The 24,779-nt window shown below is 58.2% G+C and carries 24 protein-coding genes and 3 pseudogenes; 21 read left to right on the top strand and 6 right to left on the bottom strand.

The annotated features are described in order from the left end of the window. Positions 1-15: 15 nt before the first annotated feature. The 11 genes from mltG to ABRP66_RS04600 all read left to right on the top strand — a co-directional run bounded on the left by mltG (position 16) and on the right by ABRP66_RS04600 (position 9,515). Complete coding sequence (gene mltG / locus ABRP66_RS04650; RefSeq protein WP_284853368.1) at positions 16-1,209, top strand: endolytic transglycosylase MltG; 1,194 nt, start codon at positions 16-18, stop codon at positions 1,207-1,209. Between the two features lie 35 nt (positions 1,210-1,244). Beyond that, positions 1,245-2,063 (top strand): shikimate dehydrogenase, encoded by an 819-nt coding sequence (locus ABRP66_RS04645; protein WP_284852034.1) that lies wholly within the window; start codon positions 1,245-1,247, stop codon positions 2,061-2,063. Between the two features lie 71 nt (positions 2,064-2,134). After that, positions 2,135-2,575 carry a prepilin peptidase gene (locus ABRP66_RS04640; RefSeq protein ID WP_296088045.1) on the top strand — a complete coding sequence of 147 codons (441 nt, stop codon included), beginning with the start codon at positions 2,135-2,137 and terminating at the stop codon, positions 2,573-2,575. Positions 2,576-2,596: 21 nt separating this feature from the next. Further along, complete coding sequence (aroC, locus tag ABRP66_RS04635; RefSeq protein ID WP_284782020.1) at positions 2,597-3,808, top strand: chorismate synthase; 1,212 nt, start codon at positions 2,597-2,599, stop codon at positions 3,806-3,808. Further along, complete coding sequence (locus tag ABRP66_RS04630) at positions 3,809-4,348, top strand: shikimate kinase (protein ID WP_349838393.1); 540 nt, start codon at positions 3,809-3,811, stop codon at positions 4,346-4,348. A gap of 62 nt (positions 4,349-4,410) precedes the next feature. Beyond that, complete coding sequence (gene aroB, locus ABRP66_RS04625; RefSeq protein ID WP_284782017.1) at positions 4,411-5,481, top strand: 3-dehydroquinate synthase; 1,071 nt, start codon at positions 4,411-4,413, stop codon at positions 5,479-5,481. Between the two features lie 2 nt (positions 5,482-5,483). Then, a complete protein-coding gene (gene aroQ / locus ABRP66_RS04620; RefSeq protein ID WP_284769733.1) occupies positions 5,484-5,912 on the top strand; it encodes a type II 3-dehydroquinate dehydratase in 429 nt (142 codons plus the stop codon). A 135-nt stretch (positions 5,913-6,047) separates the two neighbouring features. Continuing rightward, positions 6,048-7,154, top strand: a complete 1,107-nt coding sequence (locus ABRP66_RS04615; protein WP_284782016.1) for an aminopeptidase P family protein — start codon at positions 6,048-6,050, stop codon at positions 7,152-7,154. Positions 7,155-7,293: 139 nt separating this feature from the next. Then, positions 7,294-7,857, top strand: a complete 564-nt coding sequence (efp, locus tag ABRP66_RS04610; protein WP_349838392.1) for an elongation factor P — start codon at positions 7,294-7,296, stop codon at positions 7,855-7,857. A gap of 9 nt (positions 7,858-7,866) precedes the next feature. Beyond that, positions 7,867-8,502 (top strand): transcription antitermination factor NusB, encoded by a 636-nt coding sequence (gene nusB / locus ABRP66_RS04605; protein ID WP_284782015.1) that lies wholly within the window; start codon positions 7,867-7,869, stop codon positions 8,500-8,502. 158 nt (positions 8,503-8,660) lie between these two features. Continuing rightward, positions 8,661-9,515: a PPK2 family polyphosphate kinase gene (locus ABRP66_RS04600; RefSeq protein WP_349838391.1), complete on the top strand. Its 855-nt coding sequence runs from the start codon at positions 8,661-8,663 to the stop codon at positions 9,513-9,515. A 135-nt stretch (positions 9,516-9,650) separates the two neighbouring features. Here the strand turns inward: ABRP66_RS04600 and ABRP66_RS04595 are convergent, their stop codons facing one another. Then, a complete protein-coding gene (locus tag ABRP66_RS04595; protein ID WP_349838390.1) occupies positions 9,651-10,172 on the bottom strand; it encodes a YbjN domain-containing protein in 522 nt (173 codons plus the stop codon). Next, the gene (locus tag ABRP66_RS04590; protein ID WP_005283185.1) at positions 10,165-10,656 is read right to left on the bottom strand and encodes a YbjN domain-containing protein; all 492 of its coding nucleotides are present in this window, start codon (positions 10,654-10,656) and stop codon (positions 10,165-10,167) included. The genes ABRP66_RS04595 and ABRP66_RS04590 overlap by 8 nt, the downstream gene beginning before the upstream one ends. A gap of 681 nt (positions 10,657-11,337) precedes the next feature. On the opposite strand from ABRP66_RS04590, the gene ABRP66_RS04585 reads away from it, so the two are divergent. From ABRP66_RS04585 to ABRP66_RS04575, 3 genes and pseudogenes are all read left to right on the top strand, one after another. Beyond that, positions 11,338-11,499 carry a hypothetical protein gene (locus ABRP66_RS04585; RefSeq protein ID WP_349838407.1) on the top strand — a complete coding sequence of 54 codons (162 nt, stop codon included), beginning with the start codon at positions 11,338-11,340 and terminating at the stop codon, positions 11,497-11,499. Beyond that, positions 11,496-11,630 carry a DDE-type integrase/transposase/recombinase gene (locus ABRP66_RS04580; RefSeq protein WP_349838389.1) on the top strand — a complete coding sequence of 45 codons (135 nt, stop codon included), beginning with the start codon at positions 11,496-11,498 and terminating at the stop codon, positions 11,628-11,630. The genes ABRP66_RS04585 and ABRP66_RS04580 overlap by 4 nt, the downstream gene beginning before the upstream one ends. A gap of 197 nt (positions 11,631-11,827) precedes the next feature. Next, a pseudogene (locus ABRP66_RS04575) lies at positions 11,828-12,049 on the top strand (integrase core domain-containing protein); the annotation flags it as partial. On the opposite strand, the pseudogene ABRP66_RS04570 reads toward ABRP66_RS04575, so the two are convergent. Both ABRP66_RS04570 and ABRP66_RS04565 read right to left on the bottom strand, forming a co-directional pair. Continuing rightward, a pseudogene (locus ABRP66_RS04570) lies at positions 12,000-13,346 on the bottom strand (IS256 family transposase). The pseudogenes ABRP66_RS04575 and ABRP66_RS04570 sit on opposite strands and share 50 nt — an antisense overlap. 163 nt (positions 13,347-13,509) lie before the next feature. Then, positions 13,510-13,875: an iron chelate uptake ABC transporter family permease subunit gene (locus tag ABRP66_RS04565; protein WP_349838388.1), complete on the bottom strand. Its 366-nt coding sequence runs from the start codon at positions 13,873-13,875 to the stop codon at positions 13,510-13,512. Positions 13,876-14,035: 160 nt separating this feature from the next. Here ABRP66_RS04565 and ABRP66_RS04560 point away from each other — a divergent pair, with 160 nt between their 5' ends. Both ABRP66_RS04560 and ABRP66_RS04555 read left to right on the top strand, forming a co-directional pair. Next, positions 14,036-15,226, top strand: coding sequence for a hypothetical protein (locus ABRP66_RS04560; RefSeq protein WP_349838387.1), 1,191 nt, complete (start codon positions 14,036-14,038; stop codon positions 15,224-15,226). Positions 15,227-15,304: 78 nt separating this feature from the next. Beyond that, positions 15,305-17,368: a type ISP restriction/modification enzyme gene (locus ABRP66_RS04555; protein ID WP_349838386.1), complete on the top strand. Its 2,064-nt coding sequence runs from the start codon at positions 15,305-15,307 to the stop codon at positions 17,366-17,368. A gap of 408 nt (positions 17,369-17,776) precedes the next feature. Here the strand turns inward: ABRP66_RS04555 and ABRP66_RS04550 are convergent. Continuing rightward, positions 17,777-18,411: pseudogene (locus tag ABRP66_RS04550) on the bottom strand (IS6 family transposase); the annotation flags it as partial. 194 nt (positions 18,412-18,605) lie between these two features. On the opposite strand from ABRP66_RS04550, the gene ABRP66_RS04545 reads away from it, so the two are divergent. Next, positions 18,606-19,103 (top strand): 3'-5' exonuclease, encoded by a 498-nt coding sequence (locus tag ABRP66_RS04545; RefSeq protein WP_284852037.1) that lies wholly within the window; start codon positions 18,606-18,608, stop codon positions 19,101-19,103. 38 nt (positions 19,104-19,141) lie between these two features. On the opposite strand, the gene ABRP66_RS04540 is transcribed toward ABRP66_RS04545, so the two are convergent. Then, positions 19,142-20,485: a TIGR01777 family oxidoreductase gene (locus tag ABRP66_RS04540; RefSeq protein WP_284769741.1), complete on the bottom strand. Its 1,344-nt coding sequence runs from the start codon at positions 20,483-20,485 to the stop codon at positions 19,142-19,144. 145 nt (positions 20,486-20,630) lie between these two features. Here ABRP66_RS04540 and pyrR point away from each other — a divergent pair, with 145 nt between their 5' ends. Genes pyrR through carA form a run of 4 tightly spaced genes read left to right on the top strand, consistent with a single transcriptional unit; the run spans position 20,631 to position 24,770 of the window. Further along, the gene (pyrR, locus tag ABRP66_RS04535) at positions 20,631-21,239 is read left to right on the top strand and encodes a bifunctional pyr operon transcriptional regulator/uracil phosphoribosyltransferase PyrR (RefSeq protein WP_284769742.1); all 609 of its coding nucleotides are present in this window, start codon (positions 20,631-20,633) and stop codon (positions 21,237-21,239) included. Further along, positions 21,236-22,192: an aspartate carbamoyltransferase catalytic subunit gene (locus ABRP66_RS04530; RefSeq protein WP_284854026.1), complete on the top strand. Its 957-nt coding sequence runs from the start codon at positions 21,236-21,238 to the stop codon at positions 22,190-22,192. The genes pyrR and ABRP66_RS04530 overlap by 4 nt, the downstream gene beginning before the upstream one ends. A 37-nt stretch (positions 22,193-22,229) precedes the next feature. Further along, on the top strand, positions 22,230-23,567 hold the full coding sequence (locus tag ABRP66_RS04525; RefSeq protein ID WP_284854024.1) for a dihydroorotase: 1,338 nt from the start codon (positions 22,230-22,232) through the stop codon (positions 23,565-23,567). Between the two features lie 42 nt (positions 23,568-23,609). Then, the gene (gene carA, locus ABRP66_RS04520; protein ID WP_284769745.1) at positions 23,610-24,770 is read left to right on the top strand and encodes a glutamine-hydrolyzing carbamoyl-phosphate synthase small subunit; all 1,161 of its coding nucleotides are present in this window, start codon (positions 23,610-23,612) and stop codon (positions 24,768-24,770) included. Positions 24,771-24,779: the final 9 nt, after the last annotated feature.

Below are 24,779 nucleotides of genomic sequence, written 5' to 3'. Positions count from 1 at the left end.
CGCCTCGGGCGATCGATGGATGATAAGTACGTCAAGCGGCGCCAGCGCGGCATCGCCGTGGTGGTCGCATCCGTCATCGTCATTTTAGGAGCTCTGATCTACATCGGAGTACGCATCGGCACTTCTTCGGCCGACTACGAAGGGGCCGGTAACGGCACCACGCAATTGGTGGAGGTCCCCGAAGGGTCGTCCATGTCCGAGCTGGGCCCCACGCTCGTGGATAAGAATGTGGTCAAGACCCAAGAGGCATTCGACTCCGCGGCGTCGATGAACCACAGCGCCAGCCAGATTCAGCCTGGCTTCTACCGCCTGCAGGAAGAAATGAGCGCGGCGAATGCGGTAGAGGCATTGCTCGATGAAAACAACCGTGTGGACATGCTTGAGGTCCAAGGCGGTGCGACCTTGGAGGATGTCAAGGTCGTCGGCGGTGACGTGCGCTTTGGTATCTACTCCTTGATCTCCCAGGTTAGCTGCGATGACGGCAATTGCTTGGAGAAGGAAGAGCTGGAAAAGGCAGCGGCAGAAACCGATCCTAAGGAGCTCGGCGCACCCGACTGGGCACTGGATGCTATCAAGAAGCGTGGAAATGATCCGAAGCGTATTGAGGGCCTGATTGCCCCTGGTCAGTACGTCCTGGACCCGAATATGAGCGCCAAGGACATCCTGAAGGACCTCATTACCCGCTCTGCCAAGCGCTATGAAGAAACCGATATCGAAAACCGCGCTAAGGCCATTGGGCTTTCGCCGTACGAGCTTTTGACCTCTGCCTCCTTGGTGGAGCGTGAGGCACCTGCCGGCGAATTCGACAAGGTTGCCCGCGTCATCCTGAACCGCTTGGACGAGCCGATGCGCTTGGAGTTCGACTCCACCGTGAACTACGGCCTAGAAGACGTGGAGCTTGCCACCACCGATGAGGCGCGTGCGGAGAAGACGCCGTGGAATACCTACGCCAAGGAAGGATTGCCGGATACGCCGATTTCCTCGCCTTCTGATGAGGCAATCCGCGCCATGGAAGAACCTGCCGATGGTAACTGGAAGTTCTTCGTCACCGTGGATAAGGACGGCACCACCGTGTTCTCTGATACCTACGATGAGCACCTGGACCGTGTGGACGATGCCATCCGCTCCGGCGTCCTCGACTCGCAGCGCGAGGGTGAGGGAGCAGGAGCCGGCAACGGCGATGCCGCCTCGGATCAACCGGCTGAGTAGGCACTAGGCCGCAGCCAGAAAGGTAGACGCTCTTCATGCCGCGCGCCGCAGTACTCGGTAGCCCCATCGCTCACTCTTTATCGCCTATCCTGCACAACGCAGGGTATGCCGCAGTGGGGCTCAAGGACTGGTCCTATACCCGCTTTGAGGTTACGGCCGATACCCTCGCCCCATTCCTAGAAGAATGCGGCCCCGAGTACCGCGGCTTTTCCGTGACCATGCCCGGTAAATTCGCCGCGCTCGAGGTTGCGGAAGAACAAAGCGAGCGTGCACAGCTCATCGGTTCTGCTAATACCTTGGTTCGCACCCAGCACGGTTGGCGCGCGGACAACACAGATACTGAGGGCGTGCGCGGCGCGCTGCAAGAACTCATCGGGCTCCGGCCCGTGTCTCAGGCCCTTATCATTGGCGCGGGTGGAACCTCCCGTCCGGCGCTGTGGGCTTTAGCAGAACGCGGAATCGACCAGGTAACCATCTTGAACCGCTCGAACCGCCAAGCAGAGCTCCAGCCTTTGGCGGACCGGCTGGGACTCAATCTGCAGTACGCTACTTTTGACGATGATCTCGAGGATCTTTCTCGCTCCGCGGATTTGATTATTTCTACCGTTCCTTCGGCAGCGTTAGAGGATTATCGCTTCCAGCTTGCTCACGCCCCAGTACTCGATGTGATTTATCATCCGTGGCCCACGACGCTCGCCGCCTGCGCCGCTGCGAATGGCTATTTCACCGTGGGTGGGCACGTCATGCTGGCACATCAAGCATTTAGTCAATTCGAGCAATTCACCGGTCTTACCGCACCGCGCGAAGAGATGGTTGCGGCACTGCAAGAAGAGCTTCGCCTTCGCAATCTCTAATCTTTCTGGGAATACGCCCATGTGCGCCGCCATGCCATGAAGAGCGGCAGGGCGGCGCTTAGCCTTATGTCATGGGGATTTTCGGGGGAATAGTTTATGGCCTGTGGGCGTCTGCGTTGTCCTGGTGGGATATCGGCGAGCGGCGTTTGCCGGATGTGCTGACCATCCCGGCTGGGCTTTTATCTGTCACTTTTTTCAATTGGGGCGGTTTATTGTGGCCAGTACTGTACCTCCTAGTGGCTCTGCGGGGTGCTGGCATCGGCGGGGGAGATATTAAATTGGCCCTGCCACTGGGGATGCTCGTTGGTGCCACAGCAGGACCATTGGCCGTCCTCATGGCCTGTGGTGGCGCAGCTGTACTCACATTGCTGGCAAGCGGTATCGTGAACGTCAAGGGCGGCGTGCCTCACGGTCCCTCGATGGTGGTATCCGCTGGGCTGGCTATGGTGGTTTATCCCCTCATTGAGGGGGAGGCGAATATATTGGGGTGCCTAGTTGCTCCTTGTGGATAGGGGCCGTGCGATAATACCCGCATGCTTCGTTGGACTACCGCTGGTGAATCCCACGGCCAGGCACTGATCTCCATGCTGGAGCACATGCCGGCCGGAGTGCCCATTACCCGTGCTGATATTTCCTATCAGCTTGCACGGCGCCGCCTAGGATATGGTCGCGGCGCGCGCATGAAGTTCGAAGCCGATGAGGTAACGCTCCTCGGCGGCGTCCGCCATGGGCTGACGATTGGTAGCCCCATTGCCATCATGATCGGCAATACTGAATGGCCGAAGTGGACCACCGTCATGTCTGCAGATCCCATCGATATGGAGGATGAGGACGTAGCGAAGGCGATGAATTCGGGCCGGGGTGCACCCTTGCAGCGCCCGCGCCCAGGCCACGCTGATTTCGCGGGCATGGTGAAATATAACCACAGCGAGGCCCGCCCCATCTTGGAGCGCTCTTCTGCCCGGGAAACCGCCGCACGTGTTGCCGCCGCGACGGTAGCGCGGAACTTCCTACGGGAAACGTTGGGAGTTGAGGTCTTCTCCCACGTGATTTCTATCGGCGCATCGCAGCCCTATACCGGAGCTTCCCCGAGCTTTGCGGATATCGAGGATATTGATAATTCTCCGGTGCGCGCCTTTGACAAAGACGCCGAATCGGCGATGATTTCAGAGATTGAAACCGCAAAGAAGCAGGGCGATACCTTAGGCGGAATCGTAGAGGTGATCGTCGATGGTCTACCTATTGGCCTCGGCTCACATATCTCCGGCGATGACCGCTTGGATGCGCAGCTTGCCGGAGCCTTGATGGGTATTCAGGCCATCAAGGGCGTAGAAATCGGCGATGGCTTCGAAGAGGCACGTCGACGCGGTTCCGAAGCCCACGATGAGATGGTCCGCACCGAGGATGGTGTCACAAGGCTCAGCAACCGGGCCGGAGGCTTGGAAGGCGGCATGACCAACGGGCAGCAATTGCGTGTCCGGGCCGCCATGAAACCGATTTCCACGGTGCCGCGCGCTTTGCACACGATTGACATGGAAACAGGTGCGGATGCCACGGCAATTCACCAGCGTTCAGATGTCTGCGCAGTGCCGGCAGCAGGAGTGGTGGCTGAAGCCATGGTCTCACTCGTGCTAGCGCGCGCAGTTTTAGATAAATTTGGCGGGGATAGCTTGAGCGAAACCTCCCGCGCCGTTGCTGCATATGAAGAATACGTATCGCAGCGTCTCGCTTTTAACCAGGAGTAAATGATGACAACGCCAACCGATGTAACGGGACAGCCACATCCTTGCGTCGTTTTGATTGGCCCGCCAGGTGCGGGAAAATCCACGATTGGCCGCCGGCTTTCGCATGCGCTGAATTGCGATCTGGTGGACTCGGATCACCTGATTGAAATGGCCGAGGGAAAACCCTGCGGTGAGGTCTTTAGTGAGAGAGGCGAACCAGCGTTTCGCGAGCTTGAGGCCGAACATGTCGCTGCAGCCCTGCAAAAGGGTGGGGTAGTAAGCCTTGGTGGGGGCGCGGTGATGACGGCCTCCACACATGAGCTTCTAGAGCGCCACACGGTCGTATTCCTCGATATTTCCGCAGAAGAAGGCGCGCGCCGCACGGCCGACGATCGCAATCGTCCGGTGTTAGCGGCAGATAATCCGGTTGAACATTATCGGTCCATTGTGGAAACGCGCAGGCCCTTCTATCTGGAGGTGGCCGATTTCCGCGTGCGCACGGATACTCGCTCCCCGCAGCAGGTGGTGGGGGATATCCTGGGCTTTTTAGAAACCCTCTAGGCGGGAAGTTACACCTACCCGCGCAATCCTGCAGGCTATCGCTCCGTAGAAAGGACACCATCATGCCCACCATCGCCGTTAACGGGCCGAGCCCTTATGAGGTCCGCATAGGAGCTGGACTCAGCGAAGATATCGCACGGCGCTGCGCGGACACAGGCGCTGATAAGGCAGCAATCATCTTTCAGCCGGCCCTGCGCACCGCAGCAGAAGAGCTCGCAGCATCCGTTGAAGCACACGGCGTCATCCCAGTCTTGTGCGAGGTGCCGGATGCCGAGGCGGCGAAGCAACTTAGCGTGGTGGGAAACGTGTGGGACCGCCTTGGTGAGGCGGGCTTTAGCCGCAGTGATGTCGTCATCGGCGTCGGCGGCGGGGCAACCACGGACATGGCGGGTTTTGTCGCTGCCGGGTGGATGCGCGGAATCAAAGTGATTCAGGTCCCTACGACCCTTCTCGCCATGGTTGATGCCGCAGTGGGCGGGAAAACTGGAATTAATACGAAGGCCGGGAAGAATCTCGTCGGCGCCTTCCACGAGCCGGACTCTGTATTCGTCGATCTGGAGCGCCTAGAGACCCTCCCACAGGCGGAGATCGTGGCTGGTTCTGCTGAGATCATTAAGACTGGGTTCATTCATGATCCGGTCATTGTGCAGCACTACGTGGAAAATCCAGGTGCTTGCCTTGACCCACGCGGTGTTCTGCCTGAATTGATCGAGCGATCTATCTCGGTAAAGGCTGCGGTGGTGGGAGAAGATCTCAAGGAAGCCGGGTTGCGCGAGACCCTCAATTATGGGCATACCTTTGGCCACGCCGTGGAAAGGCAGGAAAAGTATGTGTGGCGCCACGGCAACGCGGTAGCCGTAGGAATGATGTTCATTGCCCATCTTTCCCACCACCGGGGCCTCATAGATGCAGAACTGGTGGATATGCACCGCAGTATCTTGAGCAATATCGGGCTGCCTACGACGTATGAACCGGGCAAATTCGCGGAATTATATGAGGCAATGACCCACGATAAGAAAAACCGCGATGGGAAGATACGTTTCGTGGCGCTCACCGGTATCGGCGCGACGACGCGGATAGAGGGTCCGACGCGCGAAGAGCTAGAAGCGGCATATACCGCCATCACGGAGTAGATATGAAAATCGTTGTTCTCAATGGCCCGAACCTAAATAGGTTGGGCAAGCGCCAACCGGACGTATACGGTTCCACGACGCTAAGCGATGTTGAAAAGCTCGTGTCCGAGCATGCGGCGAAGCACGGGGCAGACATCGAGTTTTTCCAGTCTAATTTTGAAGGCGAGCTCATCGAGAAGGTCCATGCGGCCGCCGATGCCGGAAGTGCCGTCATCATTAACCCAGGTGGGCTGACGCATACCTCCGTCGCCTTGCGCGATGCCCTGGCGGAAATTGCCGATGGCGCAGGCTTCGTCGAGGTGCATATCTCCAACGTGCATGCCCGCGAAGAATTCCGCCATCATTCTTATTTGAGCCCCATTGCCCGCGGCGTCATCGCCGGCCTGGGGGTCTTTGGGTACTGCGCCGCGGTGGATTATTTGTGCCAATAATTGCCGGCCCGAATCGCGCCTTTTCGGGTGCAGGCGGTACGTAGGTACTGAACCTAGCCATCATCGCCGCGGAAATAGATATAGTGGAAGAATAAATTTTTACACTTCAATACGATTCCCGCAAAGGATGATTCTATGGCACTTGCAGATACCCGGTTCAGCGATCGCCGCCGGAAGTTAGCCGCCGAATTAGCTGGTCAGCGCATTGATGCGGTATTGGTAACCCACTTAATCCACGTCCGCTACTTGTCCGGGTTCTCCGGTTCCAACGGTGGGCTTTTGCTGCGCAAGGATCTCTCCGCGCTCATGGCTACCGATGGCCGCTATACCACCCAGATTGCCCAGGAAGTTCCGGATCTAGAAGCTGTAGAGGGCCGTGCTGTGGGCAAGGTGCTCCTGCAGCAATTCGACAAGGATGAGACACCGGTTCGCGTCGGCTTCGAAGCCGACTACATGTCCGTGTCGGAACTGGAAGATCTGAAGGATTCCGCACCGGATGGGGTCACCTTGGTGCCGATTTCTGGAATCATCGAGGACATCCGCATCACGAAGGATCCGGTAGAGCTAGAAAAGCTCGAGGAGATCGCGGCGCTTGCTAACCAAGCATTGGAAGACCTCATTTCCGCCGGTGAGTTGCGTGCGGGCCGCACGGAGCGCGAAGTCGCCGCTGACCTGGAATTCCGCATGCGCATCCTAGGATCGGAGCGGGTGAGCTTCGATACCATCGTGGCCTCTGGCCCGAACTCCGCCATGCCACACCACGGCGCGGACGATCGCGTGATTGAAGATGGAGACTTGGTCACCATCGATTTCGGCGCTCACCTGCGCGGATTTAACTCTGACTGCACCCGCACCTACGTCGTGGGTACGGCAAATGACTTTGCCAAGGAGATCTACGATGTGGTGCTGCGCGCCCAGCAGGCCGGTGTCGAGGCTGCGGTTGCGGGCACGTCGCTTTCCGATGTCGACGCCGCCTGCCGCACCATCATCGCCGATGCCGGCTACGGCAACTACTTCGTGCACTCCACCGGGCACGGCGTGGGCTTGGACGTGCACGAGGCCCCCTTTGCCGCCACGACCGGTAAGGGAGAACTGGCCCCGGGAATGACTCTTACCATCGAGCCGGGCGTGTATGTGCCGGGCAAGGGTGGCGTACGCATCGAAGATACGCTCATCATCACCAATGGAGCCCCAAAGATCATTACCGCTGCCTCCAAGGACTTTACGGAGCTGCCGGCATAGGTAGGCTTGGTCCCGTAACTCCTCCCTCCTAAAGGCGGAGATTTTAGGGGGTACCGGTGGCTCAGCGGGTGCGGGCTATCCGGTAGGCTTATACTTTGCTTTCAACCTTTCAACCACAATATTCGGGAGTTTAACCGCAATGGCTGATACTACTGATTTCAAGAACGGACTCGTTCTCAAGATTGACAACAAGCTGATGCAGATCACTGAGTTTCAGCATGTGAAACCGGGCAAGGGCCCAGCGTTTGTGCGCACCAAGCTCAAGGACGTTGTCTCCGGAAAGACCGTGGACAAGACCTGGAACTCGGGCGTCAAGGTAGAAACCGCTACGGTGGACCGTCGCGATATGACCTACCTGTACAACGACGGCACCAGCTATGTCGTCATGGATGAAAAGACCTTCGAGCAGTTCGAGCTTTCGCCGGAGAAGTTTGGCGATGCCGCCCGTTTCCTGCTGGAAAACATGCGCGTGCAGGTCTCCTTCTACGAGGATGAGGCATTGTTCGCAGAGCTTCCTATCTCCGTCGACCTCAACGTAGAGCACACCGAACCAGGTCTGCAGGGTGATCGTTCCTCAGGCGGCACCAAGCCCGCGACGCTGGAGACCGGCGCCGAGATCCAGGTTCCGCTGTTCATTGAAATCGGCAATGTACTAAAGATCGATACCCGCACTGGCGAGTACCTGTCCCGCGTCAATAACTAGGGCTTTATCTTGTCTGATAACACTGCTAAGCGGGATATCAATCATAAACGCCATACCGCGCGCTACCGCGCACGCCGGCGCGCAACGGATATCCTCTATGAAGCGGAGAACCGGGACGTTGATCCCGTGGCTATCGTTGAGGATCGCGTTGCCTTGGCGCGCGAAGATCGCTACGCGGTAGCGCCGATTGCGGACTACACCAAGGTCATCGTCCAAGGTGTCGCAGAAGAGCTAGACGCTATCGATGACACGATCTCGCGGTATCTTTCCCAGAACTGGGAGCTGCACCGGATCCCCGCCGTCGACCGCGCTATCCTGCGCCTATCGGTCTGGGAGCTGCTATTTAATCCGGACGTTCCCACCGCGACGGCCGTCGTCGAAGGCGTGGAGCTAGCCTCGCAGTATTCCCACGATCAAGCCGCACCGTATATCCACGCGGTCCTGGATGACGTCGCGCAATCTCGTTCTGAGTTAAGCCCGATGAATAGCGTCGGTCAAGAGGAAGAAAGCGACGACGCGGAAGCCGAGGATTCCCGGGAGGACTCTGAGCCTTCGGCGCACGCAGAGGCATCAGAAATGCCGAAGACGCCAGAGGAGTCTGGGGAAGCCTCCCCACGTGCGGAATCGGAAGAGGATAATTCCTAACCCATTCCCAGTTTCCCCAGTTCCCCGGCTTGCTTAACTTAAGAGGCAAAGAAGCCAGGGAACTGCTCTTGCCTTCCCGCCGCGGGGAGCCGCGGGAGGAGGCCCCGGTTCGCCCCGGTTCACTCGGCCAACACCCAAGCGTTTGTACACTGTTTGTCATGGGTAAATTTAAGATCAAAGATGCGCTAGACCTGCGCGCCGGCAAAACCTTTCGGCTTGCAGATGTTGATCCCACGGCAACTCCAGGATTCGATGGCTCAAAGTCCGACTTAGAGGACCGTTTTAAACGCTATGACGATGAGCTCTATGACTTGCAGGAACGCCTTTTTGCCAATGGCAGGGCGCATAGCGATGACGCACCTTCGCTCTTAGTGGTCCTGCAGGGCATGGATACCTCCGGTAAGGGCGGGGCGATTCGCCACGTCTTTTCCGTCTTTGATCCGCAGGGCACTAAGACCGTGGGTTTTGGTAAGCCCACGGAAGAGGAAATGGAACACGATTTCCTGTGGCGCATCCGCAAACACGATCCGGTTCCTGGCCAGGTCGTAGCCTTTGACCGTTCCCACTATGAGGACGTCTTGATTCAACGCGTGCATGAGTGGGTGGATGAGGAAGAGATCGACCGCCGCTTTGAGGCGATTCGTGAATATGAGCAAGAGCTCGCCGGAAAGCGGGTAAAGATCCTCAAGGTCTTCTTGCATATCTCGCCGGAGTTCCAAAAAGAAAACCTCATCGAGCGGACCGAGCGCGAGGATAAGTACTGGAAGTACGATCCTTCAGATCTTGAAGAGCGCGGCTATTGGGATAAATACATGGCCGCCTATGAGGATGCCATCCGCCGGACGGATGAGCTTTGGGCACCGTGGTTTGTTATCCCCACAGATAATAAGAAGTACGCGCGTATGGCCTTGAAGTACCTCATTGTTGATGCACTGCGGCACCTTAACCTATCGTGGCCTGCGCCCGAATTCGATCCGGAGGCAGAAAAGCAGCGCATTCTCGATGCGGACTAGGCATTAGCCGCGGTGCTGAGACCCTAAGGCAGGGTAAAGGCGCCTAAAAATCCCCGCATCTCCGCCGCGCCGCATTGCGTGATAGCACGAGGCGGGGCGAAGCAGGTGCGGGGAGAGCAGCCTAGAAAAGGCGGCTTAGGCGTTTTCTGACGGCGTGGAGTTTTCCTCGCCGCCGTTGCCAGCCTTCGCAGCGGTTTCAGATCCGAGCTTGGCCATTTCCTCGGCGGCAGAAACCATGGCGTCTTGGCCGTTGATAACGGCGTCGACGGCCTTTTTCAAAGCGGTGGTAAGTTGCTCATCGGTCATTCCGGCGGCGGCCGGGATATCGCGCTCGGTGCGGACGACGAGCATATCGTCGTGTTCAGAAATAACTGCTCGCGCGCCGAATGCTACAGAGTTGATCTGGTTGGCGGCGAGGAAGAGCCCGGCATCGGCCTTGGAGAATGAGGCATCAGTTGGCACGTCGCAGCGCACGATGACGACGGAATCCAAGACCGCAAACATGGTGGGCAGGCCATTGAGGTTGGCGGTGGCGGCGTCAATTTCGCCCTCTACCTTGGTCAACTCAATATCGAAGGTGCCCATGGCGGCAATGACGCGGTCCAGATCGACCTCGGGCAAATTGTTTTCGGTGGATGCGGTGGATGCATTAGTCATGGTTATGCTCCTCCCAGGTGACAAGCTGTGGGTAGTGCTCTTCAACAAACGCCATGGACTGCAGCATGGAGTCCAAGGTGGACATTACAAAGGCACCGATCTGGTTGCGGGACAGGCCGTGGGAAATATTGATTTCGCGCACGCCGGAGACGGCCAGATTATTCTCAGACGATTCAAAAAAGCGCAGGGTAGGCGCGAAGTGCTGTTGGTTCCATTTATTGAGAACCATGAGTAGTTGCGGGCCCTCAGAGGCTGGGGCATTGCCGCGCCAGACGGAGTCTGCGACGAGGACATCGTCACGCACCTGCAGGGCAATGGCAATATTGGAAAAGCCGGTGCGCAGTATCTTTACCGTTTCGCCTTCGCCGACGGTTTGTTCTTCTACGCGGTACTCGAGCTTTTCGGAGTCAAAAATCTCACCGATGCGCTCGAGGGTGACGTCCTCAATGGGCGTATCGGGATACAGGGTTGGTTCTTCAGACACGTAAGTAGTCTCAATCCATGTACAAATCGGGGATAATGGTCAACCCTGCCTAGTTTACCTAACTACACCGGCGCTTTCTGGCAAGTGAGTATTGCGGCAGGTCTTGTTCACAGTCCGGCACACGGATTGAAGTGTTCCAGGTTTTGTTCCGTTTGAGTAGCTGGGAAAATCTGGAACATGCCTAGAAAATTTGACCAGGATGCGAAGGACCGCATCTTGGCGGAAAGCATGTCACAGGCCGCGTGCTAGGCAGTAGCTCCAAAGCTCGGGGTTTCATGGCACACGGCTCGTCAATGGACTTAAGCCTGCTCGTCGTGCAGGAAACACCCCAGAAACTGTGCCTGAAGATTTGGCTGCGGAAAACGCGAGGTTACGCCGTGAAAATCACCAGCTACGCGACACTAATGAGCTACTGAAGGCTGCGTCAGCTTTTTCGCCTCACGACCAGGCCCAAAGCCTCGGTTATGATCCGGTTCATCGATAAATACCGGAATCGTTTCTCTGTCGAGTTCATCTGCAAGACGTTGAAAAATAACCGGGCTGGCGGCTTTATTACTTCGCGTGGTTATCGCCAGTCTAGGGCCCGTGGGTTAAGTGCTCGTCGCCTTCGTGACGGCCGTGCTGGTTAAATGCATTGGTGCTGTTCATCGGGATAAGTACGGTGTCTACGGTGTATGGAAGATGTGGCATGCGCTTGACCGTGATGGAATAGATATCGGTCGTGAGCAAACTGCCCGGCTGATGCGCCTGGCTGGTGTTTCTGGCAAGGGCAAAGGCGGATCACCAATCACAACGCGTACACCTCAACGTTGCGGCTCTGCGCCCGGATTTGGTGGAGCGTGAGTTCAAAGCCCAGGGCCTTAAACACGCTGTGGGTGGCTGACATTACGTATGTGCGCACGAAGAAGGGCTTTGTGTATGCCGCATTTGTCACTGACGTTTACTCCCGACGGATCGTTGGGTGGGCGTTATGAGATTCCATGCGCACTTCAGGCATTGCCGCTGCAAGCACTCAATCAAGCGACCCAAGTGTGCGAGGGAAACAACAGGTCTTATTCACCATTCGGATCACGGCTTATAGTACGTCAGCGTTATCTACAATCAGCGCCTTGCCCAGCACGGGATCGCTGCTTCCACTGGGACTGTCGGTGACTGATATGACAATGCTCTAGCTGAAAACGTTAACGGCGCTTACAAGAATGAGCTGATCCATACTCGCAGGTGGGATGATGTTGTCGAGGTAGAAATTGCGACATTCGAGTGGGTGTCATGGTGGAACGAGGTAAGGCTCCACCAAAGCCTGCGATACGAGCGTGTCAAGTTGTTTGTGTGTGGGGCTAGGTTTATAGGTATTTGTCGAAGCGGTCGGGAAAGGCCACGGCCATTTGGTTGATGGCTTGTTTCCAGCCGGAAACTCGGGCTCCTTTCACGAGCCTGCTGGCTGTAGCTGAGGCCCGTTTGCCTTGTTTTGCCCGCTTGATAGCTCGTTTGTCTTCAATATTGCAGATCATCAACCACAACGTTTTTAACGCGGATTCATCATTAGTAAATTGGACCCGGTTACGCGTGGCTTTACGCAGCTGATTGTTAAACGACTCAATCGAATTCGCCGTCATAGATAACCTTCCTGGCCGCTGGAGGAAACTGCACAAATGGCACGAATCTATCCCACGCATCCTCCCAGACCTTGACCGACTGAGGATACTTCACACCCAGCTCAGACACGGAAAATTCCTTCAACGCCGCTTCTGCCGTGGATTCATCAGTAGCCGTATAAACCTTCTTCAACGCTGCCGATACGCTCTTGCGGTCACCATAAGATACCCACCGGTTGGCAGCACGAATTAAGTGCACGATGCAGGTTTGTACCATGGAATTCGGCCATGTTGCCTCTACAGCCTGCGGCAAGCCTTTCAGCCCGTCACAGCAGACAATAAAGACGTCTTTGACCCCACGATTGGAAAGATTGGCACATACCTGCGCCCACAATGAAGCGCCTTCTTCTTTGGCAATCCACAATCCCAGGATGTGTTTGATGCCGTCGAGGTCCACGCCGATAGCCATATAGGCAGACTTGTTGACAACTCTGCCGCCGTCGCGGACTTTAATGCGCAACGCATCCAGGAATATCACGGGGTAGAACTCATCTCACTGGCGGTTTTGCCAGACCATGATCTCATCGCCGACGGCATCAGTTACTGCAGAGATTGTTTCATGGGAGATATCTACCCGCAGTGCAGTAGCCATATGATGCTGGATATCCCGAATGGTCATTCCGCCGGCATATAAGCTGACAATCATATCGTCAACATCTGTCAGCCGCCTTAAGCCTTTGGGCACCATCATCGGGACAAACGTGCCGTTTCTGTCTCGTGGAACATCAATGCTTACTGGCCCGTAATTAGAATCTACGGTTTTCGGATACGTCCCATTGCGGTAATTATCTTCTTCCAGCACTAGCTTTAGCTGCTCTATCACCGGATGCATAGCCCAGGTGGGTATCCATTTCCGCATTCAGCCCGCGGGTAATTGAAGCTTGCAACATACCGCGAACCAGGTCATTGGCATCCGTGGTGGACGTGCCTAGCTCATCAATCAGTTTCGCGATTTCAGGGTTAGCAAGAAGCTTCTTTTCAATCGCATCAATCTTGGCCTTATCAGCTTAGATCTCGTCGTGGCACACTAGTCATTCTGGCTTATCTCCTTATGCAGGTTGGAAACCTACACAAACCATTAGACCCTCTCTGGGATACCGAACCCCAGCCGAGGTGGAAACCGAATTGTGGAAGCAGAACCCGCAACAGGGAATAATAGAAATTAAGGCAAATGCCTAGGAACAAAACTCGGGGCACTTCAGCCCGAGTTCACCCCAAGCACGTAGGGGTCGGCAAGAACGTTGCGCACCACCACCTGGAGGGCAACACCGGCCACCGCAAGCCCCGCCCCGGCGACCACTCCGAGGACAACGCGCGGCAGCCGCACCTGCCACACAATGACGCGGGTGGGTTCAGCCACCCCATCAAGACCTGCTCCCCACAGATGATGCGCCAACACGTGCAACACCTGACCGGGCGGAATGGACACAGCCCCAACGGTGGTGGCAGCAGCAACTGCCACAACAAGAGCGCAGGTGAGGGCAATAATCCATGTTGCTCCTGTGCGGTGACTGTGGCGCAAACTGAACGAGTAGACTGTTTCCCAGCGTGGGGAGGGTGTCATGCTGTTTGTGCAGGAGGTTTGTCATGCAAAAACGTTATCTGCCGGGTGTGCACCCCCTGTCAGAAAAGTCTCGCCCCGAGTTCATGCCTCGTGCACAGTGACACCGTAGACTTATCCATCAGATACACAGCTACCCAATGCACTCCACCCAAGAGGAATTATGGCCCACCACACCATCGCCACAGCCTGCAACGACCTAGCCCGCGCCCTACTTGCAGTTGAGCGTGAGCTTGCCACCGACCGGCGAACCAGCCCAGAAGACCAGCTGAAAGTCCCCATCTCCACTTTCTTAACGGCCGTGGGAAACGCCCGCTCCAATCAGGTCAACGTCTTTACCGAGCACCGCCAACTCTCCGGCGACAATGTGGAGGGCGTGTGCCTGGACATGGCCGTCAAAAACGGTCGCGGACAGCTCACCGGCCACCTGGAGCTGAAAAGCCCCAACAAATCCGCCAACCCATACCGGCAAAGCGGATGGTCGAAACACGACAAGAAACAGTGGAAACGCTTAGAAAACCACTCGAACCTGATCTACACCAACGGCTGGGAGTGGACACTACTTCGCCACGGGGCAGGACAACCCCTCGCCCACATCCAACTCACCCCCAATCGCGAGGGCGAACTGCCAGAAAACCAGGTGGAGGAACTATCCAACCTGCTGGATCAATTCCTTTCCTGGAAACCCACCTCACCCTCCAGCCCTAAAGGATTGGCCGACCAGCTGGCACCACTTACCCGCCTGCTGCGCGATTCAGTAGTGGAGATCATCACAGACAACACCCCAGACGCGCTCGACAACCTCTACACAAACTGGGGCAAAGACCTCATGCCGGGAGCTACCGTCGAAGGCTTCGCCGACAGCTTTGCCCAAACCTTTACCTACGCCCTCCTGCTGGCGCGCGTGGAATCCGCCGTTCCTGCTGACACGTTTACCGCTTCCGACGTCACCCCAGACCTACGCCATAATGGCCACCGGCTTATCGGCTCTGTCCTGGAGGTAATGGCGCAGCCAAGTAACCGCATCCTGGTGGAGGGGCCGGTATCCCTCCTGGAATCTGTCATCGGCGCGGTGGATGTAGACAAGTTCACCTCTGATGCCGACCCGTGGCTGTACTTCTACGAAGACTTCCTCGCAGCCTACGACCCGAAAATGCGCGCTGATGCGGGCGTGTACTACACCCCAGTACAAATCGTGGAAATGCAGGTAAGGCTTCTCGACGAGATTCTTAAAACCCGCTTCGGCCGCCCCGACGGCCTGGGAGACGATGCCACCAGCGTCCTCGACAACGCTACCGGCACGGCCACCTACCCGCTGGCGGTAGCTCGCCACGTTTTGGGCCAAGCTGCATAACCCCAGGATGCGGCCCGCAGCCTCGCTCAACGTCTTTATGCGTTTGAACTGCTCATGGGGCCGTACGCGGTGGCTCACATGCGCCTTACACAGATGCTGGAGTCCACCGGAATTGAGCTGGGTAAAGACGGCGTTAATGTCTACCTCACCAATTCGCTGACCGACCCAGGCGACGTATCTGCCGACGGCAATCAAATGACCCTCTGGGAGGTCATGGCAGACATTAACGAGGAAACCCGCAAGGCGGGACTGGTCAAAAACGACCAAACCCCCATCCGCGTCATCCTCGGCAACCCTCCCTACGACCGTGGCTCACGGAAGAAAGCTCTGGGAAGCGGCTCCACCGAACACCGCAACATTGTCCTGGAGGAGCACAATGGACACCCAGCTCTCCTAGATGATTTCATTGCTCCATTAACCGAAAAAGAGCAGGGAAGGCAGGTGAAAAACCTCTACAACACCTACGTCTATTTCATCCGCTGGGCCATCTGGAAAATCTGTGAACAGCGCGAGAACGAAACGGGTGTAGTCAGCTACATCACCAGTTCCTCCTACCTGCGAGGCCCAGGGTTTGCAGGCTTGCGCGAATACATGCGCAAAGTCTTCGACGAAATCTGGATCGTAGACCTAGGAGGCGAGGGGCGCGGCGCTCGAAAAGAAGAAAACGTCTTTGCCATCCAAACCCCGGTCGCGGTCTTCTTCGGAATCCAGCACCCCAAAAACTCCAGGGGACAGACCAGGCACCACGAGACTCGTGTTAAGAGGCAAGCCACTGTCTATTACCAACGTGTTGGGGGAACCCGACAAGAAAAACTGGATGCAATGGCCGGTGTATGCCCACCAGAATCTGGAGGTGAGTGGGTAGAGCTGCCGGAAAAGGACTGGGGAGACAAGTTTGTACCCTCCACGGCAGCCGCATTATCTGACGGTGTTCCCCTCGACATGATTTTTCCTTGGAGCGTTTCTGGTGCACAGTACAAGCGTAAATGGCCTATTTCTCCCGACCCACAAGCATTAAACAAGCGCTGGGACAAGCTCTTTACTTCCGACTCTGTGGACGAGGAACTATTTTCCCCAGACCGAGATTGCACCCCACAGGTGAGAAAAAACGACGTGTTCACGGATGCGCCATTGCCAGTGCTTGCCGGTCAGGACGGGAGGGAAAGCATGGTAAAGCCTGTGCGTTATGGCTACCGTAGCTTCGACCGCCAGTGGTGCCTTCCCGACCACCGCGTAGGCACATATCTCCGGCAACTTTTGTGGAACAGCTGCTCAAACAGTCAGCTTTTCTTGGTGACTCTCACCTCAACCACTCTGGGAAACGGCCCCGCAGTAACGCTTAGTCCGTACGTTCCTGACATGGACTTTTTTAGAGGATCGTTTGGCGCGAAAAGCATGCATCCGCTCTACCGCACCGCAGGCACCACCCAGCCCAACATTTCCTCCGCACTGCTTGCAGCGCTTTCCGCCACGTACAACCGCGAGGTGGAGCCATTCGAGGTTGCGGCCTACGTGGTGGGCCTCCTGGGCACCGGGGCATACACCCAGCGGTTTGGTGAGGAATTGTCCGAAGCTGTCGCACACGTCCCTTTTACCGCCGACACCGCCCTGTTTGAGCAGGTCGTAGACTTTGGCCGCCACATCATTTTTGAGCAAACCTGGGGTGAGCGCGGAGGAAAACTCAACCAGTTTGGCCAACCCACCGGCACCCGCTTTAAGGGAACAGCCACCATCGCCATCCCCACGCCGGAGGGAACCTACCCCGAGAACTGGGACTATGACGAGGAAAACCACCAGCTCCAGGTGGGTACAGCACGCTTTGACCATGTTCCCCCGCAGGTCGCCAGCTTCGAGGTCTCCGGCATGAACGTGCTGTCTTCCTGGCTGGGCTACCGAATGAAAACCCCGGCAGGAAAATCCTCCTCACCACTGGATCAAATGCAGGCAGACAATTGGCACCTCGACGGCGAGCTGTTGGAACTGCTGTGGCAAATAGAGTTCATGGTCAACGCCGAAAAAGAGGGCAGACAGCTGCTCGAACAGGTTGTCTCCAGCAACCTAATCAGCGTTGCAGACCTGGGCCAGCCAACCCCACAGGAGCAGAAAGCCCCACCCAAAAAGCAGCGGGGAACCTTACTCTAAGCGGCCTACCCCTGTGGCTGGGCGGCCTGCTGCTTTTCCCGGTACTTTTGCTCCGCCAGGCTACGGAAATCCTGCGGGTTGGCCATCCACTCGGACAGGGGGCGCGCATGTCAGCGGCCGGAATCTGCGCCGACAGGTAGGTACCAAACTGGGATTCCAGAACAGGGTTAAGCTGCTCGACGTACTGGGCCATACCAATCGTTTCAATCAGCCCATCCCACATTTCGCGCGCCTGCGCATCATCGGACAACATGACCTCCGCGTCCTGCGCCGGAGCCTCCTGCTGTGGGGCATTATCTTCCTCGCGTGGTTCACTCGGGGAGTTCTGCGGGTGCTGTTGCAAAGTTGGGTGGAGAGCAGCGAAGACTCAGTTTCTCATTCCCTGATGGCCGCTGCGTGTGGGCGTTGTTAGGCCGTCTCGAAGACCCGGTTGACGATCACCGCGTCCGAGTTCGGTTGCCCGTAGGCAAACATCGTGCCTTGTCCTTTCCGCAATGAGTGCATCGCCTCCATCCCTTTCAACGTCCAATATGCAGATGTCCGGTTCTTAAACGCGCCTTTCGGCCCGAGGATCCGCTTCAGCCGACCATGGTCGCCTTCCAGGATGTTGTTGAGGTATTTCACCTGCTGGTGTTCCACTGTTGGCGGGCAGATTCCCTCTGACTTCAACTCGGCGATTGCCCTGGCTAGGGAGGGTGCTTTATCGCCGTTGATCACTCTGGGATACCCGGCTGACGCATTGGATCTGCCGGCCTTTACCAGGAAACGCTTCGCTGCGGCCACGTTTCGCTTCGGAGAGAGGTAAAAGTCCAGGGTCTGGCTACCGGCGGTGATCGCCCGATAGAGGTAGCACCACCTGCCGCCGACCCGGATATAACCCTCATCCACCCGCCAGGAACTGGCCTGCCAGTCAGGTACCTGCCGGTACCACCGTGTTTGTTTGTCCAGCTCAGGGGCGTATTTCTGAACCCAGCGGTAGATCGTGGTGTGATCGGCCGGCACGCCCGCTCGGTCATCAGTTCCTCCAGATCGGAGCGTGTCAAGTTGTTTGAGTGTGGGGTTAGGTTTACAGGTAATTGTCGAAGCTGTCGGGGTAGGCCACGGCCATCTGGTTGATGGCTTGTTTCCAGCCGGAAACTCGGGCTCCTTCCATGAGTTTGCCGACTGTCGCTGAGACTCGTTTGGACTGCTTTGCCCTCTAGGCTATGCCACCGCGATTCTGGAGGGTGCAGAGTGGGTGGACTCCGAAGAAGACGTGGCCGAGCTCACCGGGTATCACTCGGTGCGCCAAGGTCCTGCACCCATTGTGGTGCAGTCCTCTTCTAAGGCGGAGGAGGCCGCGGTGCTTGCCGCGCACATTAAGGAATGGACGCAGGGCGAGGAAGACGTCTCCATCGGCGTGCTCACCTGCACCAACCAGCGCGGTGAGGAGATTGCCCGGCAGTTGGGCGAGTTTGAGGTTGCCGTTAGCGCCGGTCGCCGTACCTCGCAGGAACGCCCGGTGGCCGTTATGACGATGCACAATGCGAAGGGGCTGGAGTTTACCCACGTCATCCTCCTTGACGTCAACGCCGAGGCCCTCCCGCAGCGCTACCTATTCAAGGGGCTGGCACCCGCTGAAGCCGACGAAGCGCTACAGCGCGAGCGAGCACTGCTCTACGTTGCGGCGTCGCGCGCCCGCGACATGCTCCTAGTCAGCGTGGTGGGGGAGGCATCGGAACTCTTGTCTGCCTAGAGCGTTTCGGCTGCTAGGAGCACTGCTGTGGCCTTGACCTACAGCAGGCTTTCGCCGCCGAGTTCGTGCGCTAAGGCGCCGTCGATGGTGGGGTAGCGGAAGGTATGGCCTAGATCCTCCAGCACCTGTGGCTTGACGCGCTGGTCGGCCAAGGCGAGTTCTTGCGCGCCTTGCTTGCCCAGGAGCAGGGCGGGGCCGAATTGGGGGATCGGTAGAATGGTGGGGCGGTGCAATTCGGACCCCAATGCGGAGACGAAGTCCTTATTAAGCACCGGGTTTGGTGATACCCCATTGACCGGACCCTTAACCTTCTCATCCACGATGGCGCGGATATAGGCATCGGTGAGATCGTCTAGTGCCACCCAGCTGTACCAAAAGTTGCCGTCACCAAAGGCGCCGCCAAGCCCTGTGGAAAACAGCGCGCGCAACAGTGGTAGCAGGCCGGAGTTGCCGGACATCACGATGCCGGTGCGGATATTGACCACGCGCTTTCCGGCCTCGCGGGCGGGGGTGCAGGCCCGTTCCCAGCTCGCTGTGACATCGGCAAGAAAGCCCTCGCCGCGCTCGGCGTCCTCGGAAAGCAGCTCATCGCCGCGCTCGGAACCGTAGAAGCCGATGGCAGAGGCGCACACCATGGCCTGCACGGAATCGGTGGCGGCCACTAGGCGGGCGAGGTTTTCGGTGGGGCCCACGCGGGAGTCGCGGATATCGGACTTGTGGCTGTCATTAAAGCGCCCAAAGATGGGTTCGCCCGCCAGGTGTACGAGCACGTCGACGCCTTCGAGGAGATCGGGCCGCGGGTGGTGCGGGCGCCATTCGCGCTGGCCTGCCTCCGCCGTGCCGCGCACGAGCTGGATCACGGTGTGGCCCAGGGTTTGTAGCTGTGCGGTCAGGGCGCTGCCCACGCTGCCGCGCGAGCCGGTGATGGCGATGGTCAACGCCTTTTGGCCGAGCTGGCCTTCGCGCAGGCGGTTTTCAAAGGCAATATCCTGGGTGAGTTGGTGCTGCCGGTAGGCGAATAGCGAGTTGAGGGCCGCAGCGGGAATGCGGGTATCGACCTCGTCTGTAATCAGCGTGCCGCCTGGGTGATCGGCAAAACGGTGCGTATGGCGCCACTTGGCAAATTTGCGGATGGGTGCGTTGACGCAGACATCGCTGAAACTATACCCGGCTTGGTAGCGCGCAAGGTCGTGCTGGGCCGTCCATTGCAAACCGCCGGGAAGGGCGAGCAGGGAGGTACCATCGCCCAGATCGGTAGCCTGCTGCACCGGCTTCATAAAGGCAAAAGGCGCGTTCAGGCGCGTCAGCGCCCCTGGCCGGGTGTGCCATTGCCAGACGTGTTCGCGGGCGGCTGGGACTACGTGCTGTGCAGAGAAACTCACTGCGTGATGCACCTCTTTCGACTGAGCCTCACCCACGCGGTGGGTAAGGTGCTAAGGTAATACGTGTCTATCAGCATAGACGTCTACAAGTTCATTGACAGGCATCCTTTAAGGACCGCACCGTGAGGCGGGGAAGGAGGTCACGATGAGTGGAACTGACGTGAACGCGAACCAGTTGGAGCTTTTAAGCTCCGATGATGTCTCGCGTACCGTTGCACGCATCGCGCACCAGATTATTGAAAAGACGGCGCTCGATTCCGCGGAAGCCCCGCGGGTCATTTTACTGGGCATCCCCTCAGGTGGAGTGCCCCTAGCGCAGCGCCTCGCGCAGAAAATGCGCGAGTTTTCCGGGGTCCCCGTTCCGTGGGGCTCGCTCGACATCACGTTGTACAGGGACGATTTGCGCAATTTCCCGCACCGCGCCCTGCAACCGACCTCCATCCCAGACGGTGGCATCGATAATGCCACGGTCATCTTGGTCGATGATGTCCTTTATTCCGGCCGCACTATCCGCGCCGCCCTCGATGCGCTGGGCGATGTCGGCCGGCCTTCGATTATCCAGTTGGCCGTATTGGTTGACCGCGGGCACCGCGAAGTCCCCATCCGCGCCGATTATGTGGGCAAGAACCTGCCCACGGCGCGGGAAGAAGATGTCTCCGTATATATCCAAGATATCGATGGCCGCGATGCCGTTGTTCTCACCCGCTCTACGTCCGCGGGCGATACCGCGCAGATAAGGGGAACGCACTCATGAAACACCTCATTGATAGCGCGGAATTATCCCGCGCAGAGATCATCGGCCTTTTGGATGAGGCCGATCGCTTCCGCGAGGCGCTCGATGGCCGCGAGGTCAAAAAGCTTCCGACGCTGCGCGGGCGCACGATTTATACGCTCTTTTATGAAAACTCCACGCGCACGCGCTCGTCTTTTGAAACGGCCGGCAAGTGGATGTCCGCTGATGTTATCAACCTTTCGGCGTCGACCTCCTCTGTGAAAAAGGGCGAATCCCTGAAGGATACGGGCTTGACGCTGGCGGCCATCGGCGCCGATGCGATCATCATGCGCCACCCGTCTTCCGGCGCACCGCAACAGCTGGCCCAGTGGGTGGACCAGGATGGGCAGGGTCCCGCAGTCATCAACGCCGGTGACGGTGCGCACCAGCACCCGACGCAGGCGCTGCTTGATGCCGTTACGATGCGCCAGCGCCTAGGCCTGCGCGGCGATCATGGCTTCGAGGGCCTGAAGGTAAAGATTGTGGGCGATTGCCTGCACTCGCGCGTCGTGCGTTCCAACGTGGATCTCTTGCACACCTTGGGCGCGGAGGTCACCCTCGTGGGGCCTGCGACCTTGATGCCTTGGGGTGTGGACAAGTGGCCGGTGCGCGTGTCCTATGACTTTGATGCAGAGCTTGCAGATGCCGATGTCGTGATGATGCTGCGTGTGCAGCAAGAGCGCATGGACGGCGGCTTCTTCCCGTCCCACCGCGAGTATGCGCAGCTATTCGGGCTATCGCAGCAGCGCGCTGCGGCGCTGCACAAGGACGCCATCGTCATGCACCCAGGTCCCATGCTCCGCGGCATGGAGATCAACTACACCGTGGCCGATATGGATAAAACCACGGTATTGCAGCAGGTCAACAACGGTGTCCACATGCGCATGGCAGTGCTTTTTACGCTGCTGACCAATGGCGATAACGCCGGGATTTAAATCGGGCAGAGCATAAGCCACGTAAAAGGGAGAGAAAATGACTACGTACCCAGCTACCGGCCGGCTGTCCGCCCCGGCTGAGAATCCACTACTGATTAAAAATATTCGCCTCTACGGGGAAGGCGAGCCCACCAACGTCCTCGTTCGCGGTGGGGTTATTGACTCCATCGGGCCCGAGGTGAAGGCAGAGGGCGCCGAGACCATCGAGGGCGACGACAACGTACTGCTGCCTGGCTTGGTTGATATGCACGTGCACCTGCGCGAGCCAGGCCGCGAGGACACCGAGACCATCGAGTCCGGTTCCAAGGCCGCGGCCAAGGGCGGGTTTACCGCGGTCCTTACCATGGCCAATACCACGCCGGTCACGGACCAGCCGATCATCGCCGAATCCGTGTGGGCAAAGTCCCAGGCACTGGGGCTTTGCGATGTCCACCCAGTCGGCTCTATCACCAAGGGCCTGGAAGGCAAGTCCTTGACGGAGTTCGGCATGATGGCGCGCAGCGAGGCCAAGGTGCGCATGTTCTCTGATGACGGCAAGTGCGTGCAAAACCCACAGCTGATGCGCCGCGCGCTGGAATACGCCAAGGGCATGGACGTGCTGCTGGCCCAGCACGCCGAGGATGACCGCATGACCGGCGGGTCTTCTGCCCATGAGGGCGAAAACGCCGCCCGGTTGGGCCTGCGCGGCTGGCCGCGCGTGGCGGAGGAATCCATCGTTGCCCGCGACGCCCTGCTGGCCCGCGATTACGGCAACCGCGTGCACATCTGCCACGCCTCCACACAGGGCACAGTGGAACTGTTGCAGTGGGCAAAGGAACACGATATTCCGCTGACTGCAGAGGTCACCCCGCACCACCTGCTGATGACCGATGACAAACTGCGCACCTATGACGGCCTTTTCCGCGTGAACCCGCCGCTGCGCGAACAGCGCGATACAGAGGCGCTGCGCCAGGCGCTTCTTGATGGCACTATTGACTGCGTCGCCACCGACCACGCACCGCACGGCTCCGAAGACAAGTGCGTGGAATTCGAAAACGCGCGCCCCGGCATGCTGGGGCTGGAATCCTCGCTGGCGGTCATCGCCAAGCTCTTTGTGGAAACCGGCCTGGCGGACTGGCGCTTTATCGCCCGCGTCATGTCCGAGCGCCCCGCCGAAATCACGCGCCTGCCAGGCCACGGTCGCCCCTTGGAAGTGGGGGAGCCAGCCAACTTAACCATCGTTGACCCACAACACCACTGGGTATCCGATTCCGCGCAGCTCGCATCCAAGTCCCAGAACAACCCCTATGCGGGCGAGGAATTTGGTGCGCGAGTTACCCAAACCATCTTGCGCGGCTCGGTAACGTTCGATCTGAACGCCGCTACTCAGGACTAACCTTGCACACAGCACCCAATCAAGGCACAGAAAGGCCACGACGTGACTGATAAAACCCCAGCAATCCTCGTCCTTGCGGATGGGCGTACCTTCCGTGGCTACGGCTTCGGCGCTACCGGCACCACCCTCGGCGAGGCCGTATTTACCACCGCGATGACCGGCTACCAAGAAACGATGACGGATCCGTCCTACCACCGCCAGATCGTTGTCTCCGCCGCCCCGCACATTGGCAATACCGGCTGGAACGATGAGGACAACGAGTCCCACGGCAATAATATCTGGGTCGCGGGCCTGGTTATCCGCGATCTGTCCCGCCGCGTATCCAGCTGGCGCGCCGAGCGCAGCTTGAGCGAGGAAATGCAGGCCCAAGGTGTCATCGGCATCCGCGGGATTGATACCCGCACCTTGGTGCGCCACCTGCGCAACTACGGTTCCATTTCCGCGGGCCTCTTCTCTGGTGAGGCTGCCACCCGGCCCGTCGAGGAACTCCTCGCGGAGGTAAAGAGCCAGTCCTCCATGGAGGGCGCGGACCTTGCCGCCGAGGTATCTACCGATAAGCCCTATGTTGTTGAGGCCAAGGGGGAGAAGAAATACACCATCGTCGCCTTTGACATGGGCGTGAAATCCGCCACGCCGCGCTACCTTTCCCAGCGCGGTATCGAGACCATCGTGGTGCCGTCTACCACCACCTTTGCAGAAGTTCAGTCCTATAACCCGGATGGCGTCTTCGTCTCCAACGGCCCGGGTGACCCGGCCACCGCCGACGACACAGTTGCCACCATTAAGAAGGTACTTGAGGCGAAAATCCCGTTCTTCGGCATCTGCTTTGGCAACCAGCTGCTCGGGCGCGCGCTTGGCCTATCCACCTACAAGATGAAGTTCGGCCACCGCGGTATCAACGTCCCAGTACGCAACATGCTTACCGGTAAAATCGATATCACCTCCCAAAACCACGGCTTCGCGCTGCAGACGCCAGATAACTACGACTTGGCCGATGAAGATGCCGAATTCGCCTCGGACTTCGGCCCGGCACACATCACGCACATCTGCTTGAACGATGACACGGTCGAGGGCGTCGCCCTGCGCAATGGCATGGCCTTCTCGGTGCAGTACCACCCGGAATCCGCCGCCGGCCCGCACGATGCCAACCCGCTCTTTGATCAATTCTTAGAGCTCATGGCCAACCACACCCCGAATAAGTAGTCACCCAGG

It is taken from the genome of Corynebacterium sp. KPL2680, assembly GCF_040225675.1.
GTDB lineage: Bacteria > Actinomycetota > Actinomycetes > Mycobacteriales > Mycobacteriaceae > Corynebacterium > Corynebacterium rhinophilum.
Note: the sequence above shows the minus strand (reverse complement) of the source record. Positions and strands in the feature narration are given on the sequence as shown.